At 64.0% G+C, this 21311-nt stretch carries 8 protein-coding genes; all 8 read left to right on the top strand.

Annotated elements, in window-relative coordinates:
* Positions 1-15 precede the first annotated feature (15 nt).
* The 8 genes from AC2ETI_RS01090 to AC2ETI_RS01055 all read left to right on the top strand — a co-directional run bounded on the left by AC2ETI_RS01090 (position 16) and on the right by AC2ETI_RS01055 (position 21311).
* Positions 16-762 (top strand): helix-turn-helix transcriptional regulator, encoded by a 747-nt coding sequence (locus tag AC2ETI_RS01090; protein WP_437436506.1) that lies wholly within the window; start codon positions 16-18, stop codon positions 760-762.
* Positions 763-917: 155 nt separating this feature from the next.
* Complete coding sequence (gene sufB, locus AC2ETI_RS01085; protein WP_003944799.1) at positions 918-2378, top strand: Fe-S cluster assembly protein SufB; 1461 nt, start codon at positions 918-920, stop codon at positions 2376-2378.
* The gene (gene sufD / locus AC2ETI_RS01080; protein ID WP_020907733.1) at positions 2378-3598 is read left to right on the top strand and encodes a Fe-S cluster assembly protein SufD; all 1221 of its coding nucleotides are present in this window, start codon (positions 2378-2380) and stop codon (positions 3596-3598) included. Before sufB ends, sufD begins: the two co-directional genes overlap by 1 nt.
* Positions 3599-3659: 61 nt before the next feature.
* On the top strand, positions 3660-4466 hold the full coding sequence (gene sufC / locus AC2ETI_RS01075; protein ID WP_003944795.1) for a Fe-S cluster assembly ATPase SufC: 807 nt from the start codon (positions 3660-3662) through the stop codon (positions 4464-4466).
* Between the two features lie 5 nt (positions 4467-4471).
* A complete protein-coding gene (locus tag AC2ETI_RS01070; protein WP_003944865.1) occupies positions 4472-5737 on the top strand; it encodes a cysteine desulfurase in 1266 nt (421 codons plus the stop codon).
* Between the two features lie 3 nt (positions 5738-5740).
* Positions 5741-6244: a Fe-S cluster assembly sulfur transfer protein SufU gene (gene sufU, locus AC2ETI_RS01065; protein WP_003944894.1), complete on the top strand. Its 504-nt coding sequence runs from the start codon at positions 5741-5743 to the stop codon at positions 6242-6244.
* A complete protein-coding gene (locus tag AC2ETI_RS01060; protein ID WP_003944963.1) occupies positions 6241-6663 on the top strand; it encodes a metal-sulfur cluster assembly factor in 423 nt (140 codons plus the stop codon). Before sufU ends, AC2ETI_RS01060 begins: the two co-directional genes overlap by 4 nt.
* Before the next feature lie 338 nt (positions 6664-7001).
* Positions 7002-21311 (top strand): amino acid adenylation domain-containing protein, encoded by a 14310-nt coding sequence (locus AC2ETI_RS01055; protein WP_483633466.1) that lies wholly within the window; start codon positions 7002-7004, stop codon positions 21309-21311.

Below are 21311 nucleotides of genomic sequence, written 5' to 3'. Positions count from 1 at the left end.
CGTCACACTTGTGTTGTGAAAAGAAATGCGTCAGACCCACAAAGCAAGGAAGTTGCAGGTCAGCCCACTGTAGCGGCCTCGCCGAGTGCTGCCGCAAATCCGGTTACGGTGAGCGTCGAAGGTCAGACGCGGGCGGCAGTGGTCAAGCTGCTACTCGAAGAAGGCCCCATTACCGCCTCCGAAATCGGCACACGCCTCGGTTTGAGTGCCGCAGGTGTCCGACGTCACTTGGATGCGTTGATCGAGTCGGGCGAAGCCCGTACCGCTTCGGCGTCGTCGCTGCGTCAGCGCGGACGAGGTCGTCCCGCCAAGCAGTTCCAGATCACCGCGACCGGTCGCGGCCGCCTCGGCCACACCTACGACGATCTGGCGGGAGCCGCGATGCGGCAACTCCGTGAAATCGGCGGAGACGCGGCAATCGAGGAGTTCGCCAAGCGTCGGGTCCAGGCGATCGTCGGAGACGTCGAACCGGCTGATCCGACAGATGTCGACAACGTCGAGGCGACAGCGGACGCAATCGCCGAAGCCTTCAACGCGGTGGGGTTCGCAGCGTCGACCCGGCCGGTCGGCAACGGCGTGCAGATCTGCCAACACCATTGCCCGGTTTCCCATGTGGCAGAAGAGTTTCCGGAACTGTGCGAGGCAGAGCAGCAAGCATTCCGGCAATTGCTCGGGACTCATGTTCAGCGTCTGGCGACCATCGCCAACGGTGACTGCGCCTGCACGACGCACGTGCCCCTCGTGTCCACCGGGAGTAGATGACCGGACCAGAGTGTTCTACAGAGCGTTGCCACCGTGCAGCGTTCGAATAGAGATTTTTCAGCTAGTTCTTCAAAGTCAGAACTGCTCGACCACAGCGACCAGCCCTCGCTGAACCCGAGCAGCCGTCAAGAAACAAGACTCCGGAAGGAGCTCGCATGACCGTCACATCAGACCAGGCGACTACCACTGCGGCAGCAGGCACCGAGCCGCTCACGCAGGAAGAGACCATCGCGTCCCTCGGTCATTACGGCTACGGCTGGTCCGATTCCGACGAAGCCGGAGCCAGCGCGCAGCGCGGGTTGTCCGAGGCTGTCGTGCGGGACATCTCCGCCAAGAAGAGCGAGCCCGAGTGGATGCTCGACATCCGCCTCAAGGCGCTGCGCACCTTCGACAAGAAGCCGATGCCGAACTGGGGCAGCGACCTCGAAGGTATTCACTTCGACAACATCAAGTACTTCGTCCGGTCCAGCGAGAAGCAGGCCGAGTCGTGGGAAGATCTGCCCGAGGACATCAAGAACACGTACGACAAGCTCGGCATCCCCGAGGCGGAGAAGCAGCGCCTCGTGGCCGGCGTCGCAGCTCAGTACGAGTCCGAGGTCGTCTACCACTCGATCCGTGAGGACCTCGAGGAGCAGGGCGTCATCTTCCTCGACACGGACACCGGTCTCAAGCAGCACCCGGAGCTGTTCAAGGAGTACTTCGGATCGGTCATCCCGGCCGGCGACAACAAGTTCTCCGCGCTGAACACCGCCGTGTGGTCCGGTGGCTCGTTCATCTACGTTCCGCCGGGAGTCCACGTGGACATCCCGTTGCAGGCGTACTTCCGTATCAACACCGAGAACATGGGTCAGTTCGAGCGCACCCTGATCATCGTCGACGAAGATGCCTCCGTGCACTACGTCGAGGGTTGCACCGCGCCGATCTACAAGTCCGATTCACTGCACTCGGCCGTCGTCGAGATCATCGTGAAGAAGGGCGGCCACTGCCGCTACACGACCATCCAGAACTGGTCCAACAACGTCTACAACCTGGTGACCAAGCGCACCAAGGTCGAGGCAGGCGGATCCATGGAGTGGGTCGACGGCAACATCGGCTCCAAGGTCACCATGAAGTACCCGGCCGTGTGGCTGATGGGCGAGTACGCCCGCGGTGAGGTTCTCTCCGTTGCGTTCTCCGGCGAGGGCCAGCACCAGGACACCGGCGCCAAGATGCTCCACCTCGCGCCGCACACGTCCTCGACCATCATCAGCAAGTCTGTCGCCCGTGGTGGTGGACGTGCGTCGTACCGCGGTCTGGTGCAGGTCAACAAGGGTGCCCACGGCTCCAAGTCGACCGTCAAGTGTGACGCTCTGCTGGTCGACCAGATCAGCCGAAGCGACACCTACCCGTACGTCGACATCCGCGAGGACGACGTCACCATGGGTCACGAGGCCACCGTCTCCAAGGTCAGTGACGATCAGCTCTTCTACCTCATGAGCCGCGGACTGACCGAGGACGAGGCGATGGCCACCATCGTGCGTGGATTCGTCGAGCCCATCGCGAAGGAACTCCCGATGGAGTACGCGCTCGAGCTCAACCGCCTTATCGAACTTCAGATGGAAGGGGCTGTGGGTTAGTGACCACGCCAGAGACCGGAGTCATCGGAGCTGTTGCCGGGGAGAACCCGACCGCTCCTGTAAAGGGTGCAGCCACAGGCTCACCTATCACGAACAAGGGCGAGCAGTTCTCCTCGTTCGACGTCAATGCATTCGAGGTTCCCGGCGGACGTGACGAGATCTGGCGGTTCACCCCGCTGCGTCGTCTCCGGGGACTGCATGACGGCAGCGCCGTCGCCAACGGACAGGTCACCGTCGAGGTCGACGGGGGAAGCGACATCACCGTCGAGACCGTCGGCCGTGACGACGCGCGTCTGGGCAAAGCCGGCGTTCCCGCTGATCGCATTGCAGCGCAGGCGTATTCGAGCTTCGAGACTGCAACGGTCATCTCGGTGGGCGCCGAGGTCGAGGTCGAGAAGCCAGTCGTGGTCACCATGACCGGCCCCGGAGTCGACAACGTCGCCTACGGACACACCCAGATTCACCTGGCACAGTTCGCCAAGGCGACGTTCGTGATCGACCAGCGCGGCAGCGGAACCTTCGCGGAGAACATCGAATTCGTTCTCGGTGACAGTTCGCAGCTGACCGTGGTGGCCATCCAGGACTGGGCGGACGACGCAGTTCACGTGACGTCACACCACGCTCGCCTGAATCGCGACGCAGTGCTTCGATACACCTCGATCAGCCTGGGCGGCGACCTGGTTCGCCTGTCCGCCACCGTCAAGTACGACGGACCGGGCGGCGACGCCGAACTGCTCGGCCTGTACTTCGCCGACGCCGGCCAGCATCTGGAACAGCGTCTGCTGGTCGATCATTCGCAGCCCAACTGCAAGTCCAACGTGGTCTACAAGGGTGCGCTTCAGGGCGATCCCGGATCCGGCAAGCCCGACGCGCACACCGTGTGGATCGGCGACGTTCTCATCCGCGCCGCAGCGGAGGGCACCGACACGTTCGAGCTCAACCGCAACCTGGTGCTGACCGACGGCGCCCGCGCCGACTCGGTTCCGAACCTCGAAATCGAGACCGGTGAGATCGTCGGTGCCGGCCACGCAAGTGCAACGGGACGTTTCGACGACGAGCAGCTGTTCTACCTGCGTGCTCGTGGTATCCCGGAGGATCAGGCTCGTCGTCTGGTCGTACGTGGGTTCTTCCACGAAATCATCAACAAGATCGCTGTTCCCGAGGTGCGCGATCGCCTCGAAGCCGCAGTCGAAGCCGAACTCGCAGCCGTCGGCTCCTGACCGCCCCGCCTGCGACACCACCCCGTCGCTACGCTCGCCCGCCTCATCTTGAAGGAATTTCATGTCTACCAGTGACAACACCACCACCTCGGTCCTCGAGGTTCGTGACCTGCACGTCGAGGTCGCCAACTCCGATGCCAACGCCGAGCCCATCCAGATCCTCAAGGGCGTCGACCTGACGGTCCGCTCGGGGGAGACCCACGCGATCATGGGCCCCAACGGCTCCGGCAAGTCGACTCTGTCGTACGCCATCGCCGGTCACCCCAAGTACCAGGTCACGTCCGGCTCCATCACCCTCAACGGTGAAGACGTCCTCGCAATGAGCGTCGACGAGCGTGCACGTGCCGGGCTCTTCCTGGCAATGCAGTACCCCGTCGAGGTTCCCGGCGTTTCCATGTCCAACTTCCTGCGCACCGCCGCTACGGCCGTGCGAGGCGAGGCTCCCAAGCTGCGCCACTGGGTCAAGGAAGTCAAGGAAGCCCTCAGCGAGCTCGAGATCGATCCCTCGTTCATCGAGCGCTCGGTCAACGAAGGCTTCTCCGGTGGCGAGAAGAAGCGCCACGAGATCCTGCAGCTGGGCATGCTCAAGCCGAAGATCGCGATCCTCGACGAGACCGACTCCGGCCTCGACGTCGACGCTCTGCGCACCGTCTCCGAAGGCGTCAACCGCTACAAGGAGCGCGAGAACGGCGGAGTTCTGCTGATCACGCACTACACGCGCATTCTGCGCTACATCAACCCCGACTTCGTTCACGTGTTCGTCGGTGGCCGCATCGTCGAGTCCGGTGGACCGGAGCTGGCCGACGAGCTCGAGACCAACGGCTACGTTCGTTTCACCGCGGACACCGCAGCTACCCAGGGAGCGTAATCACGATGACCACCTCGGTGCGCGAGCTCGACGTCACAGCGGTTCGGGCCGACTTCCCGATCCTGGCGCGAACCGTGCGCGACGGAAAACCTTTGGTGTACTTGGATTCCGGCGCTACCTCGCAGCGTCCGGTCCAGGTTCTCGATGCCGAACGGGACTTCCTGACCACGTGTAACGCGGCAGTACACCGGGGTGCTCATCAGCTCGCAGAAGAGGCGACGGACGCGTACGAGAATGCTCGCGCCACCATCGCTTCTTTCGTGGGCGCGGATTCGGACGAGTTGGTGTTCACCAAGAACGCCACCGAGGCTCTCAATCTGGTGACCTACGTTCTCGGTGACGATCGCTTCGACCGCCATGTCGGTCCTGGCGACGAAATCGTCATCACCGAACTCGAACACCACGCCAACCTCGTTCCCTGGCAGGAACTTGCGCGCCGAACCGGTGCGACGCTCAAGTGGTACGGCGTCACCGACGACGGCCGGATCGATCTCGATTCGCTGGAGCTGACAGACGCGGTGAAGGTCGTTTCGTTCACCCACCAGTCCAACGTGACCGGCGCGATCGCGCCCGTCGAGGAATTGGTGCGACGAGCACGCGCCGTCGGTGCACTCGTCGTGCTCGACGCGTGCCAGTCGGTGCCTCACATGGCCGTCGACTTCCACGAACTGGGAGTGGACTACGCGGCGTTCTCGGGCCACAAGATGCTCGGCCCTTCGGGGGTCGGAGTTCTCTACGGCCGTCGTGAACTGCTGGCAGCGATGCCTCCGTTCATCACCGGCGGGTCGATGATCGAGACGGTCACCATGGAGGTCAGCACCTACGCGCCGCCGCCTCAGCGTTTCGAAGCCGGCGTCCCGATGACCTCACAGGTGGTCGGACTGGGCGCTGCCGTGGATTACCTGAACACCTTCGGGATGGACGCCGTCGCCGCGCACGAGCACGTGTTGGTGGAGGCTGCTCTCGAAAAGTTGTCGGCGATCGAAGGTCTGCGCATCATCGGACCGCAGACGTCCGAGAACCGCGGCGGAGCGATTTCCTTTGTCGTGGACGGTATTCACGCCCACGACCTCGGACAGATCCTCGACGACGAGGGCGTCGCGATCCGCGTCGGACACCATTGCGCGTGGCCGCTGCATCGTAAGTTCGGTGTCGCTGCGACGGCCCGTGCGTCGTTTGCGCTCTACAACACCACCGCGGAAATCGATGTTCTCGTTGCAGCGATCAAGCGTGCGCAGGAATTTTTCGGTGTCGCAGGGGAGTTGAACTGAATCATGCGCATGGAGCAGATGTATCAGGAAGTGATCCTCGATCACTACAAACATCCGCACGGCCGCGGACTCCGTGAGCCGTTCGGCGCCGAGGTGCACCACGTCAACCCGACGTGTGGCGACGAGGTGACGTTGCGCGTCCAGATCTCCGAGGACGGAACGGTCTCCGACGTCTCGTACGACGGGCAGGGTTGTTCGATCAGCCAGGCGTCGACGTCGGTGCTGAACGACCTCGTCATCGGGATGCAGGTCACCGACGCATTGAAGACGGTGACGGCGTTCAACGAGATGGTGAGCAGTCGGGGCACCGTCGAGGGGGACGAGGACGTTCTCGGCGACGGCATCGCGTTCGTCGGTGTCTCGAAGTATCCGGCACGCGTGAAGTGCGCCTTGCTCGGATGGATGGCATTCAAGGATGCTGTAGTCCAGATTGTCGACGGCAGTGCTGTGACGACGGCGGACAGCAGCAGTGAATTGGTCGACACGACTGAAGGACAGGGATCATGACCGAGACACAACCAGTGCAGGACGCCGAGGTCGGCGCTCCGGTGAATCCGAATCCCGATTCCACTGCGGAATTCGGTGGCGCACAGGGCAGTGGCACTGTCCCGTCGCCTGAGCGACTCGACGAACTCGAAGAAGCGATGCGCGACGTCGTCGACCCCGAACTGGGAATCAACGTCGTCGATCTCGGCTTGGTCTACGGACTCTTCGAAGACGACGGTGTCGTCACGATCGACATGACTTTGACGTCGGCGGCGTGCCCGTTGACCGACGTGATCGAGGACCAGGCACGCGGCGCACTTGTGCGTAGCGATCTGTGTACCGACATGAAGATCAACTGGGTGTGGTTGCCGCCGTGGGGACCGGACAAGATCACCGAAGACGGACGCGAGCAACTGCGCGCACTCGGCTTCACGGTCTGACAAGCAGCCTCGGCAGGATCAACTGAATACATTTCACCGGAGCGTCGGTGCCCGTTCGTCGGGTACCGGCGCTTCGGTTTGTTATATAGGGCCGTTTTAGCCATGATATTCAGGACAATAGTCCCAAATGGTTGTTTGATGAATATTTGCTGGAAGCTGACTGATCGGTAACATCGCAGCTGATTGTCACGATGTGATCTCCGGCGGGCGATTTGCCAGTTTCCACCCGAGCTTTCCAATGTATTCGTCTCATTTCGAAGTGCCCCGATCAGTTCGAAGCGTCCAGCGGACGCATATACCTGTTTGCATCATGATCAAGTTGTAAGAGGGAGATTCGTGTGGATGGCAGTCCCGACCGAGGAATCGTTTCCGCAGCTCGTCCGGACGACGAACTCACCTTCCCTCTTTCTGCCGCGCAACTTTCCCTGCTTGTCGCACAACAGCTTCGACCCGAGATTCCCGTCAGCATCGCTCAGTACGTCGACGTGGACGGCCCGCTCGACATCGAGCTGCTGACCGCTGCCAGTAAACAGACCGGCCGTGAGATCGGCTCCGGATACCTGCGCCTGGTCGAGGTGGACGGGGTTGCGCGTCAGTGGCTCGATCTCGACATGGACGACTCCCTCGACGTGGTCGACCTGCGCGCCGAATCCGATCCGGAATCGGCGGCGCGAGAATGGATGCGCAAAGAGCACACTGCTGCCATCGATCCGTTCACCGATCGCCTGGTCAGGCTGGCAGTCCTGGTGCTTCGCGACGACCATTACTACTGGTACAGCCGTATTCATCATGTGGCGCTCGACGGTTTCGGCGCGATGTCGATGATGAACCGCACAGCCGAGATCTACACCGCCGCGGTGCGGGATCTGCCAGTTCCCCCAGCGGTAACTGCCCCCCTCCAATCGTTGGTGAAGGCAGAGGCCGATTATCTGGGCTCTTCCCGGTGGGAACGCGATCGCGACTACTGGAACACCAAGATGGCCGACAAGCCGGGCGGAACCTCGCTCGCGTCCTCGACTGCTCCGTCGCAGGCGTGGTCACGCCTACGGTCGGCGACGGTACCTACGGAACTGCGAAGCTCCCTCGAACGGCTTGCCGTCGCTCACGACGTGACTACGTCGTCAGTGGTGATCGGTGCACTGGCGGCTTACCTCGCCCGGGCCACCGGGACTCGCGACGTGGTCCTCAGCCTGCCGGTCTCGGGGCGGACGACAAAAGCTGCTCGCAGGTCCGGCGGAATGATGTCGAACGTCGTCCCGATACGTGCGAGTGTCGATCCGCACTTCGCGGTCGGGGACTTGCTGCACGAGGTGAAGATCGAACTCACGGGCGCACTGCGTCATCAGAAGTACCGCCACGAGGACCTACGACGCGACCTCAACGCCGGTGATCACAGCATCGCCGACGGACGCGGCTTCCACGGGCCGTTGATCAACCTCATGCTGTTCCACTCGGGAATCACTCTCGGGGACGCGCACGGCGAACTGAACGTGATCTCGACCGGGCCGATCGAAGACCTCTCGGTCAACGTCTATCAGACTTCCGCAGCCGAAGAGATCCAGATCGACTTCGCCGCGAACCCAGACCTCTACACCAACGAGGACATCACGCGTCACCACCGACGTTTCCTCGAATTCCTCGAATTGTTCTGCGCTGCGGAATCGGGAACTCGATTGATGGACATCGACCCGGACGCCGCGGGGAAGTGGATCGCCGAAGTTCAACACGCCCGCAACGTCGAGTACTGGTCTTCGACATTGTCGAACCCCGCCGAGGATCTGGGTTTGCCGGTCGTCGCCGGATCCGGTCGGACGTCCACGCCCCTCGAGATCGAGGCAGACCTCTGCCGCCGCCTCGAGACGATGGCGACGACGATGAACACGAGTCTGTTCGTGCTGTTCCAGTCTGCGATGGCCGGACTGCTGCGCCGCGTCGGTTCGACTGACGAGGTGTCGATCGGCGTCTCGGTCCGCGGGTACGGCGCCTCGAACCCGGACGATTTCGTCTCGATGTTCGCCAACCAGTTGGTGCTTCGCTCGACGGTGTCGAACACCATGACGCTCAACGACCTGGTCGGTGCGGTGGACACCGTCGCAATCGAAGCTTTCGAACACGCAGACATTCTTCTGTCTTCGGTGACCGCCGCACTCGGTGACGGCCGCTGGGTGGAGACGGGCCCGTTGTTCCGGGCGATGGTCTGCTTCGAGGAGCCGCTGGATGCTCACCCGAGATTTCCGGGGCTCATGGTCGGTGCGCCTATCGGATCGGATCTGGCCACCGTGCCGGAACTGTTTGTCTCCCTGGCGATTCCGACTGGTGAGCATGTCGATTTCGATCAGCCGATCTCCGGTGTTCTGGATTGGCTCGGCACGAACGAGCAAGCCGAGGACCTCGCCGACCGTTATCTACGAATCTTGACCGCGATGGTCGGTGCTCCGCACTCGGCGCTCGGCTCAGTGGATCTGCTCCGCCCGGACGCGCGCCAGGCGCTGGTGCCGCCCGTTCTCCCGATTACCCCGGTCCGAACGCTCTCCGACATCCTTTCCGATCGCATTCGGGCGACCCCGGAAGCGATCGCCGTTGTCGCAGGTAGCGAGCGCGTGTCGTACCGCGAACTCGATCGACGATCGAATCAGTTGGCGCGCAAGCTCGTCGAGCATGGCGTGCAATCCGAGTCGTTGGTCGGAATCATGCTGCCGAAATCCGTGGACATGATCGTTGCCGCTGTCGCGGTAGTGAAGGCCGGCGGCGGATACCTCCCACTCGATCGTGCGCACCCCGCCGAGCGTTTGGCATACGTGGTCGAGGATGCGCAACCGGTGTGCGTCATCTCCGATTCCACTTTCCCGAACTCCGCCTTCCCGAACTCTGACGTGGTGGTCGTCGGGGTCGACTCCGACGAGTACTCCGGTGAGGGTCTGGAAACCGATGAGTGCCCGCGCGGGCACGGAGTCGACAATCTGGCATACGTGATCTACACCTCGGGGTCGACGGGCCGACCCAAGGGCGTCTCGGTTACCCACGCCACCGTGGTGCGATTGTTCGAGAACACGCAGGTCGAATTCGGATTCGACGGCAACGACGTGTGGACGATGTTCCACTCGTTCGCCTTCGACTTCTCGGTGTGGGAACTGTGGGGCGCCCTGCTCCACGGTGGAACGCTGGTTCTGGTCGATCACGAAGTCTCACGCGACCCCGATGCCTTCCGCGCGCTCGTCGCCGCAGAAGGCGTCACCGTGCTCAATCAGACGCCCTCGGCCTTCTACCAGTACATCGAAGCCGACCTTCGAGCCGATTCGGAGACCCGGCTCCGGTACGTGATCTTCGGTGGCGAAGCCTTGGATCTTCGTCGCCTCGGGCGCTGGTACGACAATCACGCGGGCTACGACAATCACGACAATCACACGGAATCCGGGCCCGCACTCGTCAACATGTACGGCATAACCGAGACGACGGTGCATGTCACCCATCTCGAACTCGACCGGGCGAGCGCGAGTGCGGTTACCGGCAGCCGGATCGGTGACGCGATCGACGGACTTCGTGTGTACCTGCTCGACGAGCATCTCTCCCCGGTCCCGGTGGGGATTGCGGGGGAGATCTATGTCGCCGGCGGTCAACTCGCCCGTGGCTATCTGGGCCGACCAGACCTCACCGCGGGCCGGTTCGTTGCCGATCCGTTCAATGCCGGCGGACGACGGTTGTACCGGTCCGGTGACCGCGCACGATGGATTGCGCCCGGACAACTCGAATACCTCGGACGCGGCGACGCGCAGGTCAAGATCCGCGGATTCCGGATCGAACTCGGCGAAATCGACTCCGTCATCCTCGGCGCGCCGGGAATCGACGACGCCGTGACCGTCGTGGCTCCGACGCCGGCCGGCGGCGCTCTCGTGACCTATGTGACCGCTTCGGACGCCGTGGACGCCGAAGCCCTTCGCACGCACGCCGCCGAAGCCCTCCCGACCTACATGGTTCCCGATGCCTTCATGGTCATCGATTCGATTCCGTTGACCACCAACGGAAAACTCGACCGGCGTGCGCTGCCGTCGCCGATCCTCGCCTCCACCAAGGTCTTCCGGCCCCCGACGACTCCGACCGAGGGCAAGGTAGCCGCGGTTCTGGCTGACATCCTGGGTAGTGGACCGCTCGGGCTCGACGATAATTTCTTTCATTTGGGCGGAAACTCGCTGGTAGCGACGACGGCTGTGGCGCGCTTGACCGAAGCCACCGGAGTTCGTATGCCGCTGCGTGCGCTCTTCGACCATCCCACGGTGTCCGGGATCGCGGCGACGATCGAGCGTGCCGCCCAGACCCCGGACGCCGACGGTATCCAGGTCGTGGCCCGGCCGGCGGTACTGCCTCTTGCTCCCGCGCAGCAGCGACTGTGGTTCCTGAACCGCGTCGCACCGGAATCAGGTGCATACAACATTCCGTTGGCGGTGTCGTTGCGCGGCGACGTCGATCCCGACGCACTGAGCGCCGCGATCGTGGACGTCGTGACACGTCACGAGTCACTACGCACCGTGTTTCCTCAAATCGGGGACAACGCAACGCAGAAGGTTCTGGGCCTGGGCGAGGGTATCGCGGGGCTCGAGTCGATCGAAGTGGAACGCGAGAATCTCGAAAGTGTGATCTTCGAATTCTCCTCGGCGGGTTTCGATCTGGTCCGCGAACGCCCGGTCCGCTACCTGCTGATCACTGTCGCCGACGATGAGGAAGGCGATGGCAAGGACGGCGATGACGAGCAAGCAGTCCTCGTCGTAGTTCTGCACCACATGGTGGCCGACGGCTGGTCGCTCGCGCCGTTGGCTGCTGATCTCACCGGCGCTTACGCCGCCCGCGTCGGCGGCAACAGCCCGCAGTGGGCGCCCCTTCCGGTGCAGTACGCCGACTACACGCTCTGGCACCGAGAACACCTCGGCGACGCGGCATCCACCGATTCGCTTGCCCACTCACAGATCGCGTTCTGGAAGCAGCAGCTGGCGGGAGCGCCCGAGCAACTCCACCTGCCGACGGACCGTCCGCGCCCACTCGACCCGACCATGCGCGGGGCCGGAGTCGACATCAGAATTGGCGCTTCCACTCATCAGAAGCTCGTTGTACTTGCCGGCGATCACGACGCCACGCCGTTCATCGCCCTGCATGCGTGCTTCGCCCTGCTTTTGGCCAGGTACAGCGGCACGGACGACATCGTCATCGGAACACCGGTGGCAGGACGAGGGGACAGATCTCTCGATCTGCTCGTCGGCATGTTCGTCAACACTCTGGCCTTGCGGACCGTCGTCGATCGGGACGCGACGTTCGCCGCGCACCTGTCGCAAGTCAGGGCCGTCGACGTGGATGCCTTCGACAATGCGGACGTGCCTTTCGACGTCGTCGTGGACGCGCTCGAACTGGACCGCTCGCCTGCGCACCATCCGGTCTTTCAAGCTGCCATCACCTCTCGGATAACCACCGCTCACACAGCCGAACTGGCCGGGGTGTCGATGACGGCGCGGGCAGTCGAGACGGGGCTGACCAAGTTCGACCTCGAGCTCACCGTCACCGAACGTCACGAGTCCGGGACCGCAGCTGGAATCGATGCCACGTTCACCTATTCCACCGACCTGTTCGACAACGCGACCGTCGAAGCCTTGGCGCGAAACTTCGTGACCCTCGTGGAATCGGCAGTGTCGGAACCGACTGCACCGATTGGTGACCTTCGTGTACTCGGATCCCGGGAGAGTGCCGCGATATTGCCGCGGCGCGGCGTGGCTTCGGTGGGCGAATCGACGCTGGCGCAGATCCTCGGGGATACCGCGAGGACGTATCCCGACGCGATCGCCCTCGAAGACTCCGAGCGCTCACTCTCGTACGGGGAGCTGGAGCGTCGATCGAATCGGATCGCTCGATACCTCATGGACCTGGGCGTCGGCCCCGAGACACCGGTCGCATTGGCCGTCGCCCGATCGGTCGACTCCGTGCTCGCAGTCTGGTCGGTCACCAAAGCCGGTGGCGTTTTCGTCCCGGTCGATCCCCGTTATCCCGCAGATCGAGTTGCGCACATGCTCGAGGATTCGGGTGTGCGGATCGGAATTCGGTCCGCCGAGGTTGCGGCCGGTCCGGCAACCGGCGGGAACGTCGCAGCCTGGATCGACCTCGGCGACGCGGACACGGTTGCAGAATGTGCCGCCTACTCCGACGCTGCCATCGACGACGCGGACAGAACAGCGTCGATCACTGCGGCGTCGGCTGCGTACGTCATCTACACCTCCGGCTCGACCGGAGTGCCGAAGGGCACCGTCGTCACTCACGCAGGTTTGGCCAATCTCGCTCGCGAACAACAGGATCGGTACCGGATCACCGCCGGGTCGCGGACTCTGCATTTTGCGTCACCGAGCTTCGACGGCGCCGTACTCGAGCTACTGCTCGCCGGTTCGACCGGCGCGACGATGGTGATCGCCCCTCCCGACATCTACGGAGGGGAGGCGTTGAGCGAGTTCCTCCGAAGCCGCGAGGTCACTCATGCCTTCATCACTCCGGCTGCTCTGGCGACCGTCGATCCGGCGGGCGTGACGGCACTGGAATGCGTAGTCGTCGGCGGCGACGTGTGCACCCCGGAATTGGTCTCGAGCTGGGGCAACGGGCGCAGACTGCACAACGGATACGGTCCGACCGAAACCACTGTCATGGTTGCCATCAGTGACCCACTCTCACCGGGCGAGCCGATCACCATCGGCGGTCCCATCCGCGGAATCGACGCCGTGGTGCTCGACGCTCGGCTGCAACCGGTCCCGATCGGCGGCGTCGGCGAGCTGTACATCGGTGGGCCGGGGCTTGCACGCGGTTACCACCTTCGTCCCGCGCTGACGTCGGATCGTTTTGTCGCGCATCCGTACTCGACGTCCGGTGCGCGGATGTACCGAACCGGTGACCTGGTCCGCTGGACCAAGGACCTGACCCTTCGCTACGTGGGCCGCAGCGATCATCAGCTCAAGATCCGCGGGTTCCGCATCGAACTCGGCGAGATCGACGCTGCTCTGATGGATTCCCCTCTCGTTCACTTCGCCACGACGATTCCCGTCGAATCCGCCGCAGGCACCACTCTGGCGTCGTACGTGTTGCTCAGCGGCGACGCTGATATCGAGTCGCTCTTTGCGGCACTCGCCGACACGCTGCCGCGGTACATGATTCCGTCGTCGATCACCCCGATCGACGCGATTCCGTTGACTCCGGTCGGCAAACTCGATCGGAGAGCATTGCCGACGCCGATACCGCGCGAAGTCCTCGGTACGGGTCGTGAACCCGAGACCGGGCTCGAACGCACCGTCGCCGACGTGTTCGCTTCACTGCTCGACGTACCCGATGTCCGGGCCGGAGACAGTTTCTTCGATCTCGGGGGCAACTCCCTCGTCGCGACGCAGGTGTCCGCGCGGTTGAGCGCAGCGACGGGACTCGCGGTGGACGTGCGCTCGATCTTCGAAGCGCCGACCGTCGAAGCGCTCGCTGCACGTCTGGCGGCGAGCGCCGAAGAATCAGACGATCGACCTGCCCTGAGCGCCGGTGCTCGCCCGGACCGACTACCGCTCTCCGCTGCGCAACAGCGGCTGTGGTTCGTCAATCGCTTCGACCCGCAGTCCGCGGTCTACAACATTCCGTTCGCGATCCGGATCACCGGAGACATCCACGGCGATGCACTCGAGGAGGCGCTTGCGGACGTCATTGCACGCCATGAGGTGCTTCGAACGATCTACGTCGACAGCGCCGACGGCCCGAGCCAGGTCATCCGAGCAATTTCCGACGTGCAGTTCTCCGTCGAGCGCTATTGCGGATCCGAAGGTATCGAATCCGCGACGACGGAGTTCGCGGCGCGTGGGTTCGATCTCGGTTCGGATCTGCCGATTCGGGCCATGCTGGTGCGCGAGGACACTTTCGCTCACGTACTGGTCGTCGTCATCCATCACATCGCCTTCGACGGCTGGTCCCTGACTCCCTTCGCGACAGATTTCGTCGCGGCGTACTCCGCACGCGTCGTCGGAGACGCCCCGGTTTTCACACCGCTCGACGTGCAGTACGCCGACTACGCGGTGTGGCAGCAAGACTCGCTCGGGCAGATCGACGACCAGAAGTCTCTGGTTGCCCGCGAGCTGACCTTCTGGACCGCTGCCATGGCTGGTGCCCCGGACGAGGTACTGCTACCGGTGGATCGCCCACGCGGATCTGTCACCACGACCGCCGTCGGATCGGTGCCGATCGTCATCGACGCGGCGACCGGGGAGCGGCTCGCCGCCTTGGCAAGGCGCAGTGGCACGACGCAATTCATGGTCGTACACGCGATCTTGACGGTTGTTCTGGCGCGTCTCGGTGCTACCGACGACGTGGTGGTCGGCACTCCGGTGGCAGGCCGCGGCCGACCCGAACTGGATTCCCTGATCGGGATGTTCGTCAATTCGGTACCGCTTCGCACACCGGTCGATCACCGAGCGTCGTTCACCTCCCTGCTCGAGGTCGTCCGTGAACGCGACCTTGCCGCCTTCGCGCACCCCGAGTTGCCATTCGAGGTGCTGGTCGACGCCCTCGATCTCGACCGGTCCACTACGCGACACCCGCTGTTTCAGGTCATGCTGTCGTACCACCAGAATGTGGTCTCGCCGCAGGTAACCGTCCACGACGCGCATCTCGAGGCGCAAGCGCTCGAACCGTCCGTCGCGAAGTTCGACCTCGAGTTCACCCTGCTGGCAGGCGATTCCGAGAAGGCGGAGATCACCGGGTCGCTCAGGTTTGCCGAGGCGCTCTTCGACATTTCCACTGCGGAAACGATCGCCGCACGTGTGCAGTCGGTGGCCCGTGCCGTCGCCGCAGACCCGGACACCGCAATCGACGACATGGAATTCCTCAGCACCCTCGAGCGGGCGTCGCTGATGCCGGTACGAGGTCCGGCGTGGACCAGTTCGCGCACCTTGGCCGAAATATTGACGCGGACCGCCACCCGTTCATGCGATTCGGTGGCCCTTCGATCTGGTGACACCACCGTGCTCTACCGAGATCTCTTCGCCCGTGCATCGGCGCTTGCCCGCCGTTTGACCACGGAAGGTATCGGCGCCGAAGACGTTGTGGCGATAGCGATTCCGCGTTCGATCGACTCGATCGTCGCGTTGTGGGGCGTTTCCTTGACCGGCGCCGCGTTCGTTCCGGTCGATCCGCGGTACCCAGCCGATCGCATTCTGCACATGCTCACCGACTCCGGAGCCACTCGCGGAGTGACAACGGAAGCGGTGATCGAATCACTGCCCCGTCCGGTTCCGTGGATGACGATGGACGACATCCACGGCGACGGTGTCTGGCAGCCGGTTCCTGCCGCGCCGATCCGAATCGACAACCTTGCCTACATCATCTACACCTCCGGATCGACGGGAAAGCCCAAGGGTGTCAGCGTCACTCACCGTGGCCTGAGCGCATTGGCCGCCGAGCAGACGGCGCGCTACGGCATCTCGGCGAAGTCGAGGACGCTGCACTTCTCCTCACCGAGCTTCGACGCATCCATCCTCGAACTGCTGCTCGCCGTCGGTGAGGGCGCGACGATGGTGATCGCATCTCCCGATGTGTATGGCGGCGAGGACCTCGCAAAACTGATCACCGATCAGCAGGTGAGCCACGCGTTCATCACGCCGGCAGCGCTGGCCTCGGTCGATCCCACCGGGCTGGACGTCTTGCAGTCGATCGTTGTCGGCGGCGAGGCCTGTTCACCCGAACTGGTCCGCAAGTGGGCACCGGGTCGCCGGTTGTTCAACGGCTACGGGCCGACGGAATCCACGGTCATGGTGTGCATCAGCGATGCCCTGACGGTGGGGGAGACCGTGACCATCGGCGGGCCCGTCCGCGGCGTGTCCGCGGTAGTTCTCGACGGCTCGGCTCAGCCGGTACCCGTCGGCGTCACCGGTGAGCTCTACATCGCCGGCCTCGGACTTGCCCGCGGCTACCTCGACCAACCCGCGTTGACGGCGACGCGATTCGTGGCAGCGCCGTTCGGCCCGGCCGGCACCCGCATGTACCGGACCGGTGACCTGGTTCGGTGGACGCCGCTCGAGACAATCGAATACGTCGGACGCTCTGATCATCAGGTGAAAGTGCGCGGATTCCGCATCGAACTGGGCGAGATCGACTCCGTGCTCAGCGCTTACCCCGGCGTCGAGTTCGCGGTCACCGTGGGCGTCGACGCAGCTTCCGGTGAGACGATGTTGGCGTCGTACGTAGTGCTCGGCGCCGATGCGGTCGAGATGGACGAGTTGCTGATCCATGCGCGCCGCGCACTGCCCGCCTTCATGGTGCCGTCGGCGATCACCCCGATCGAGCACGTTCCGCTGACCCCCGTCGGGAAACTCGACCGATCGGCGCTGCCGGCGCCGACACTGCGTTCGTCCGAGCGAAGTGTCGAGCCGCTGACCACCGCGACCGAACTCCAGGTTGCCGGCGTCGTGGCGGAACTGCTGGGTATCGAACAGATCAGTGCGTCGGACAGTTTCTTCGAACTCGGCGGCAACTCACTGCTCGCCACCAGACTGGCCCAGCGACTGGGCGAATCGTTGGGCAGGCAGGTACCTGTCCGAATGCTGTTCGAGCACCCCGAAATTCGGGAACTTGCCACCGTGCTCGACACATCCGCCGGGGCGAAGGCGCTACCACCGATCACCGCCGTCGACCGCCCCGAGCAAGTTCCGCTGTCCTACGCGCAGGCCCGCATCTGGTTCCTCAACCAGATGGATCCCGGCTCACCCGCGTACAACGTCCCCGCCGCGATCTCCCTCGGCGGTGCACTCGACGTCCCAGCCCTCGAAGCTGCGGTCCTCGACGTGATCGAAAGGCACGAAATCCTGCGCACGGTGTTCCCCGACTCCGACACCGGCCCACACCAGGTGATCCAGGATGCATTCACCTCGCTGGAGTACGCAAATGCGGACACCCGTGAACCGGCAGAGCTCGCCAGAGAATTCGCGTCGCGTGGATTCGACATCACGACCCAAGCTCCCGTTCGCGCGCTCCTGCTCGAGTCGACGCCGCAGCACCACACGCTTGTCATCGTGATCCACCACATCGCGGCGGACGGATGGTCGATCGCGCCGTTGATGAAGGACGTGCTCACCGCCTACGTCGCGAGAAGTTCGGGACACGCTCCCGAGTTCACCCCGCTCGAAGTGCACTACGCGGACTTCGCCATCTGGCAGCGGGAAGCGCTGGGCTCTGTGAACGAATCCGAGAGCGTGCTCGGGGCACAGGCGTCGTACTGGCGGGAGACGTTGCGGGGAGCACCTGAGCTGATCGACCTTCCGAGCGATCGAGCGCGCCCGCTCACCCAGTCGTTGAGCGGCGGCCACACCGCGGTCTCGCTTCCGGCGCACACCCGGATCGCGGTCGAGGCGGTCGCCGGCTCGAATGCGGCGACGCCGTTCATGGTGTTGCACGCTGCCTATGCCGTGCTGCTGTCCAGGCTGAGTCGAAGCACGGACATCGTGATCGGATCTCCGGTCGCCGGGCGAGGACACCGAGTTCTCGACGACCTCGTGGGAATGTTCGTGGGCACGGTCGGACTGCGCACGACGGTCGATCCCGGGTCGACGTTCGTCGACGTTCTGCGTACTGTCCGCTCCGTCGATCTCGACGCCTTCGCCCACGCGGACATTCCGTTCGAGCAGGTCGTGGACGTTGTGGCGCCGACCCGGACCACCGACCGTCATCCGGTGTTCCAGACGATGATCTCGTTCCACGGCGCCCACCCGACGACGTGGGACCTGCCTGGACTTGCCGTTCGTGCCCACGAGATCACACCGGACATCGCCAAGTACGACCTGCAGTTCACCGTTGTCGAACAGACCGCGGAGGAAGGCGGCGGCTACGAGGCCTCCCTCACCTACGCGAAGGACCTCTTCGACACCGATACGGCGGAGTCGTTTGCGGTGATGCTGGAAACGGTCATCGAGACACTGACTGCCCAGCCCTCCGCCGTCGTCGGTGACGTGGATCTTGCGGGACGTGGCCTGCGTGCGTTGCCCGGACGTCCGGCCGGCGATGCTTTGACCTTGCCGGAGTTGCTGCTTCGCGGCGCGGCCGATCCGCATGCTCCGGCAATCGTCGACGTCGCGGCTTCCACCACGCTCACGTACGGCGAACTCGACCGACGCTCCGACGCAATGGCGTTTGCGTTGATCGCTCGCGGGATTGCGCCGGAAATGATTGTGGCACTCGCGCTTCCGAGGTCGGCCGACTATGTGATCGCGCTCTGGGCCGTAGCGAAAGCCGGCGGAGTGTTTCTTCCCGTGGACCCGGCGTACCCCGCCGAGCGGATCGAGCACATGCTCACCGACAGTGGGGCGGTACTCGGTATCACCAGGGGCGAGTATGTGGCCGGCCTTCCGGGCGCCACGTCGTGGATCGAGCTCGACGCGGTCGAATTCACCACCGAAATCGAGGCAGCCCATTCCGAGACACTGCCGGACGCGCCACTCGAGTTCGACAACCCGGCCTACCTGATCTACACCTCGGGCTCGACCGGAAAACCCAAGGGCGTATTGGTCACTCACGCGGGATTGGCCGCGTTTGCCGACGAACAGCGGGAACGTTTCGGCGTCACCGCGCACTCTCGCGCTCTGAGCTTCGCCTCGACGAGCTTCGACGCGTCGGTCCTCGAGCTCCTTCTGGCATTCGGCGCCGGCGCAACGATGGTGATTGCGCCTCCGACGGTTCTCGGCGGTGTCGAATTGCACGAACTGCTCGACGAGCAGATGATCACCCATGCATTCGTGACTCCGGCCGCCCTGGCGACTGTCGATCCCGCCGGTCTCGACCATCTCGAGGCCGTCGTTGTCGGTGGCGACGCCTGCACCGCCGACCTCGTATCTCGGTGGGCGCCGAGGCGCCGAATGTTCAACGCGTACGGCCCGACCGAGGCCACCGTCGCAGTCACCATCAGCGATTCACTCGTCGCGGGGGAGACCGTGACGATCGGCGGTCCGATCCGAGGCGTGGATGCGATGGTTCTCGATTCCCGACTGCACTCGGTCCCCGGACGGGTCGTCGGTGAGCTCTACGTGTGCGGCGACGGTCTCGCCCGCGGGTACCTCGGCAACCCCGCGCTCACGGCAGCGCGGTTCGTCGCCGACCCGCACGGACCCGAAGGCTCTCGGATGTACCGCACCGGGGATCTTGTGCGTGAAGATCGCGCACGGTCGCTTGTCTATCTCGGACGCGCGGACCACCAGGTCAAGGTCCGAGGGTTCCGGATCGAACTCGGTGAAATCGACGCGGTGCTGGCGTCGGAGGCGTCCGTGCATTCGGCTGTGAGCGTGGTCGTCGGCGACGGCGTCGACGCTCGGATAGTCGCGTACGTCGTCCCGGCACACGGGGACGTCGACGTCACCGCACTACGACGCCACGCAGGCACATCCCTACCTGCGCACATGATCCCGTCCGCTTTTGTCATGATCGATGCAGTCCCGACCACACCGGCGGGCAAGCTGGATCGCGCAGCTCTGCCTGCGCCCCTCTGGGAGGCGCCGAGTGGACGCAGTCCGGAAGGCAGCGACGAGATTGCGATCTGCGCTGCTTTCGCGGAGGTCCTCGATCTCGCCGACGCAGACACGTACGCCGATTCGAGCTTCTTCGAACTCGGCGGAAACTCGCTCATGGCAACGCGTTTGGTCGCTGCCATCAAGGAACGCACCAGCATGACCGTCCCCGTCGCGTGGATATTCTCCGACCCGACACCGGAGGCATTGGCGCGCAGACTCTTCGAACTCGAGGCAACAGTTATGACAAGTGACGCGGATACCTCCGCACTTGCGGTAGTCCTGCCACTACGCCCGGAAGGCCGCGCCGAGCCACTGTTCTGCATCCATCCGGCCATCGGTTTGGCCTGGTGCTACGGGGCACTCGATCGGTACGTCGATTCCAGCCGGCCGCTCTACGGCCTGCAGTCGCCGATTCTGACGGACCCCGAATTCCGGGCGGAGCTGATCGAGGACTTCGCGGCGCGGTACGTCGAGGAAATTCGCGGAGTTCAGCCGCACGGTCCGTATCACCTGCTGGGGTGGTCGATCGGGGGATTGATCGCTCACGCGGCGGCGGTGCAGTTGCAAGCAGCGGGCGAGAGCGTCGCCGACCTGATTCTGCTCGACAGCTTCGTTCTCGAAGACCCGACGATGGCGGGCGCGCAGCCTTCTCTCGCCGAACTGATCGGCGGGTTGGGGATCTCGGTCCCGGACGCCGACGAGCGTGATCTGACACCCGAGGACGCCGAAGCGCTCTTGCATGAAGCCATCGGCGATCACCCTTTGGTCTCGAGCGATCGGATCGAGCGACTGTTCGAGGAATACTCCGCAGGCGCGGAGCTTGCCCACCGGTACCGCCCGGGCAAGTTCGTGGGCGATCTGCTGTTCTTCTCGGCACAGACCGACACCTTTGACCCGCTGCGAACGGCGTCGGCGTGGCGACCGTTCGTGTCCGGGGTGATCATCGACCGTCCGGTGCCCACGTCACACGCCGAAATGTTCACCGAGGCAGGTCTGGAGGCGATCGGGCCCGTGATCAACCTGGCGGTCGGAACGGGTCGTCACGCGGCCCCGGACGTCGACGCTGAGTTGGACGCTCTGATCGAGATCCAAGACGTGCGCGGCTGA

This window comes from Rhodococcus sp. MurmanLake-1, assembly GCF_056945715.1.
Note: the sequence above shows the minus strand (reverse complement) of the source record. Positions and strands in the feature narration are given on the sequence as shown.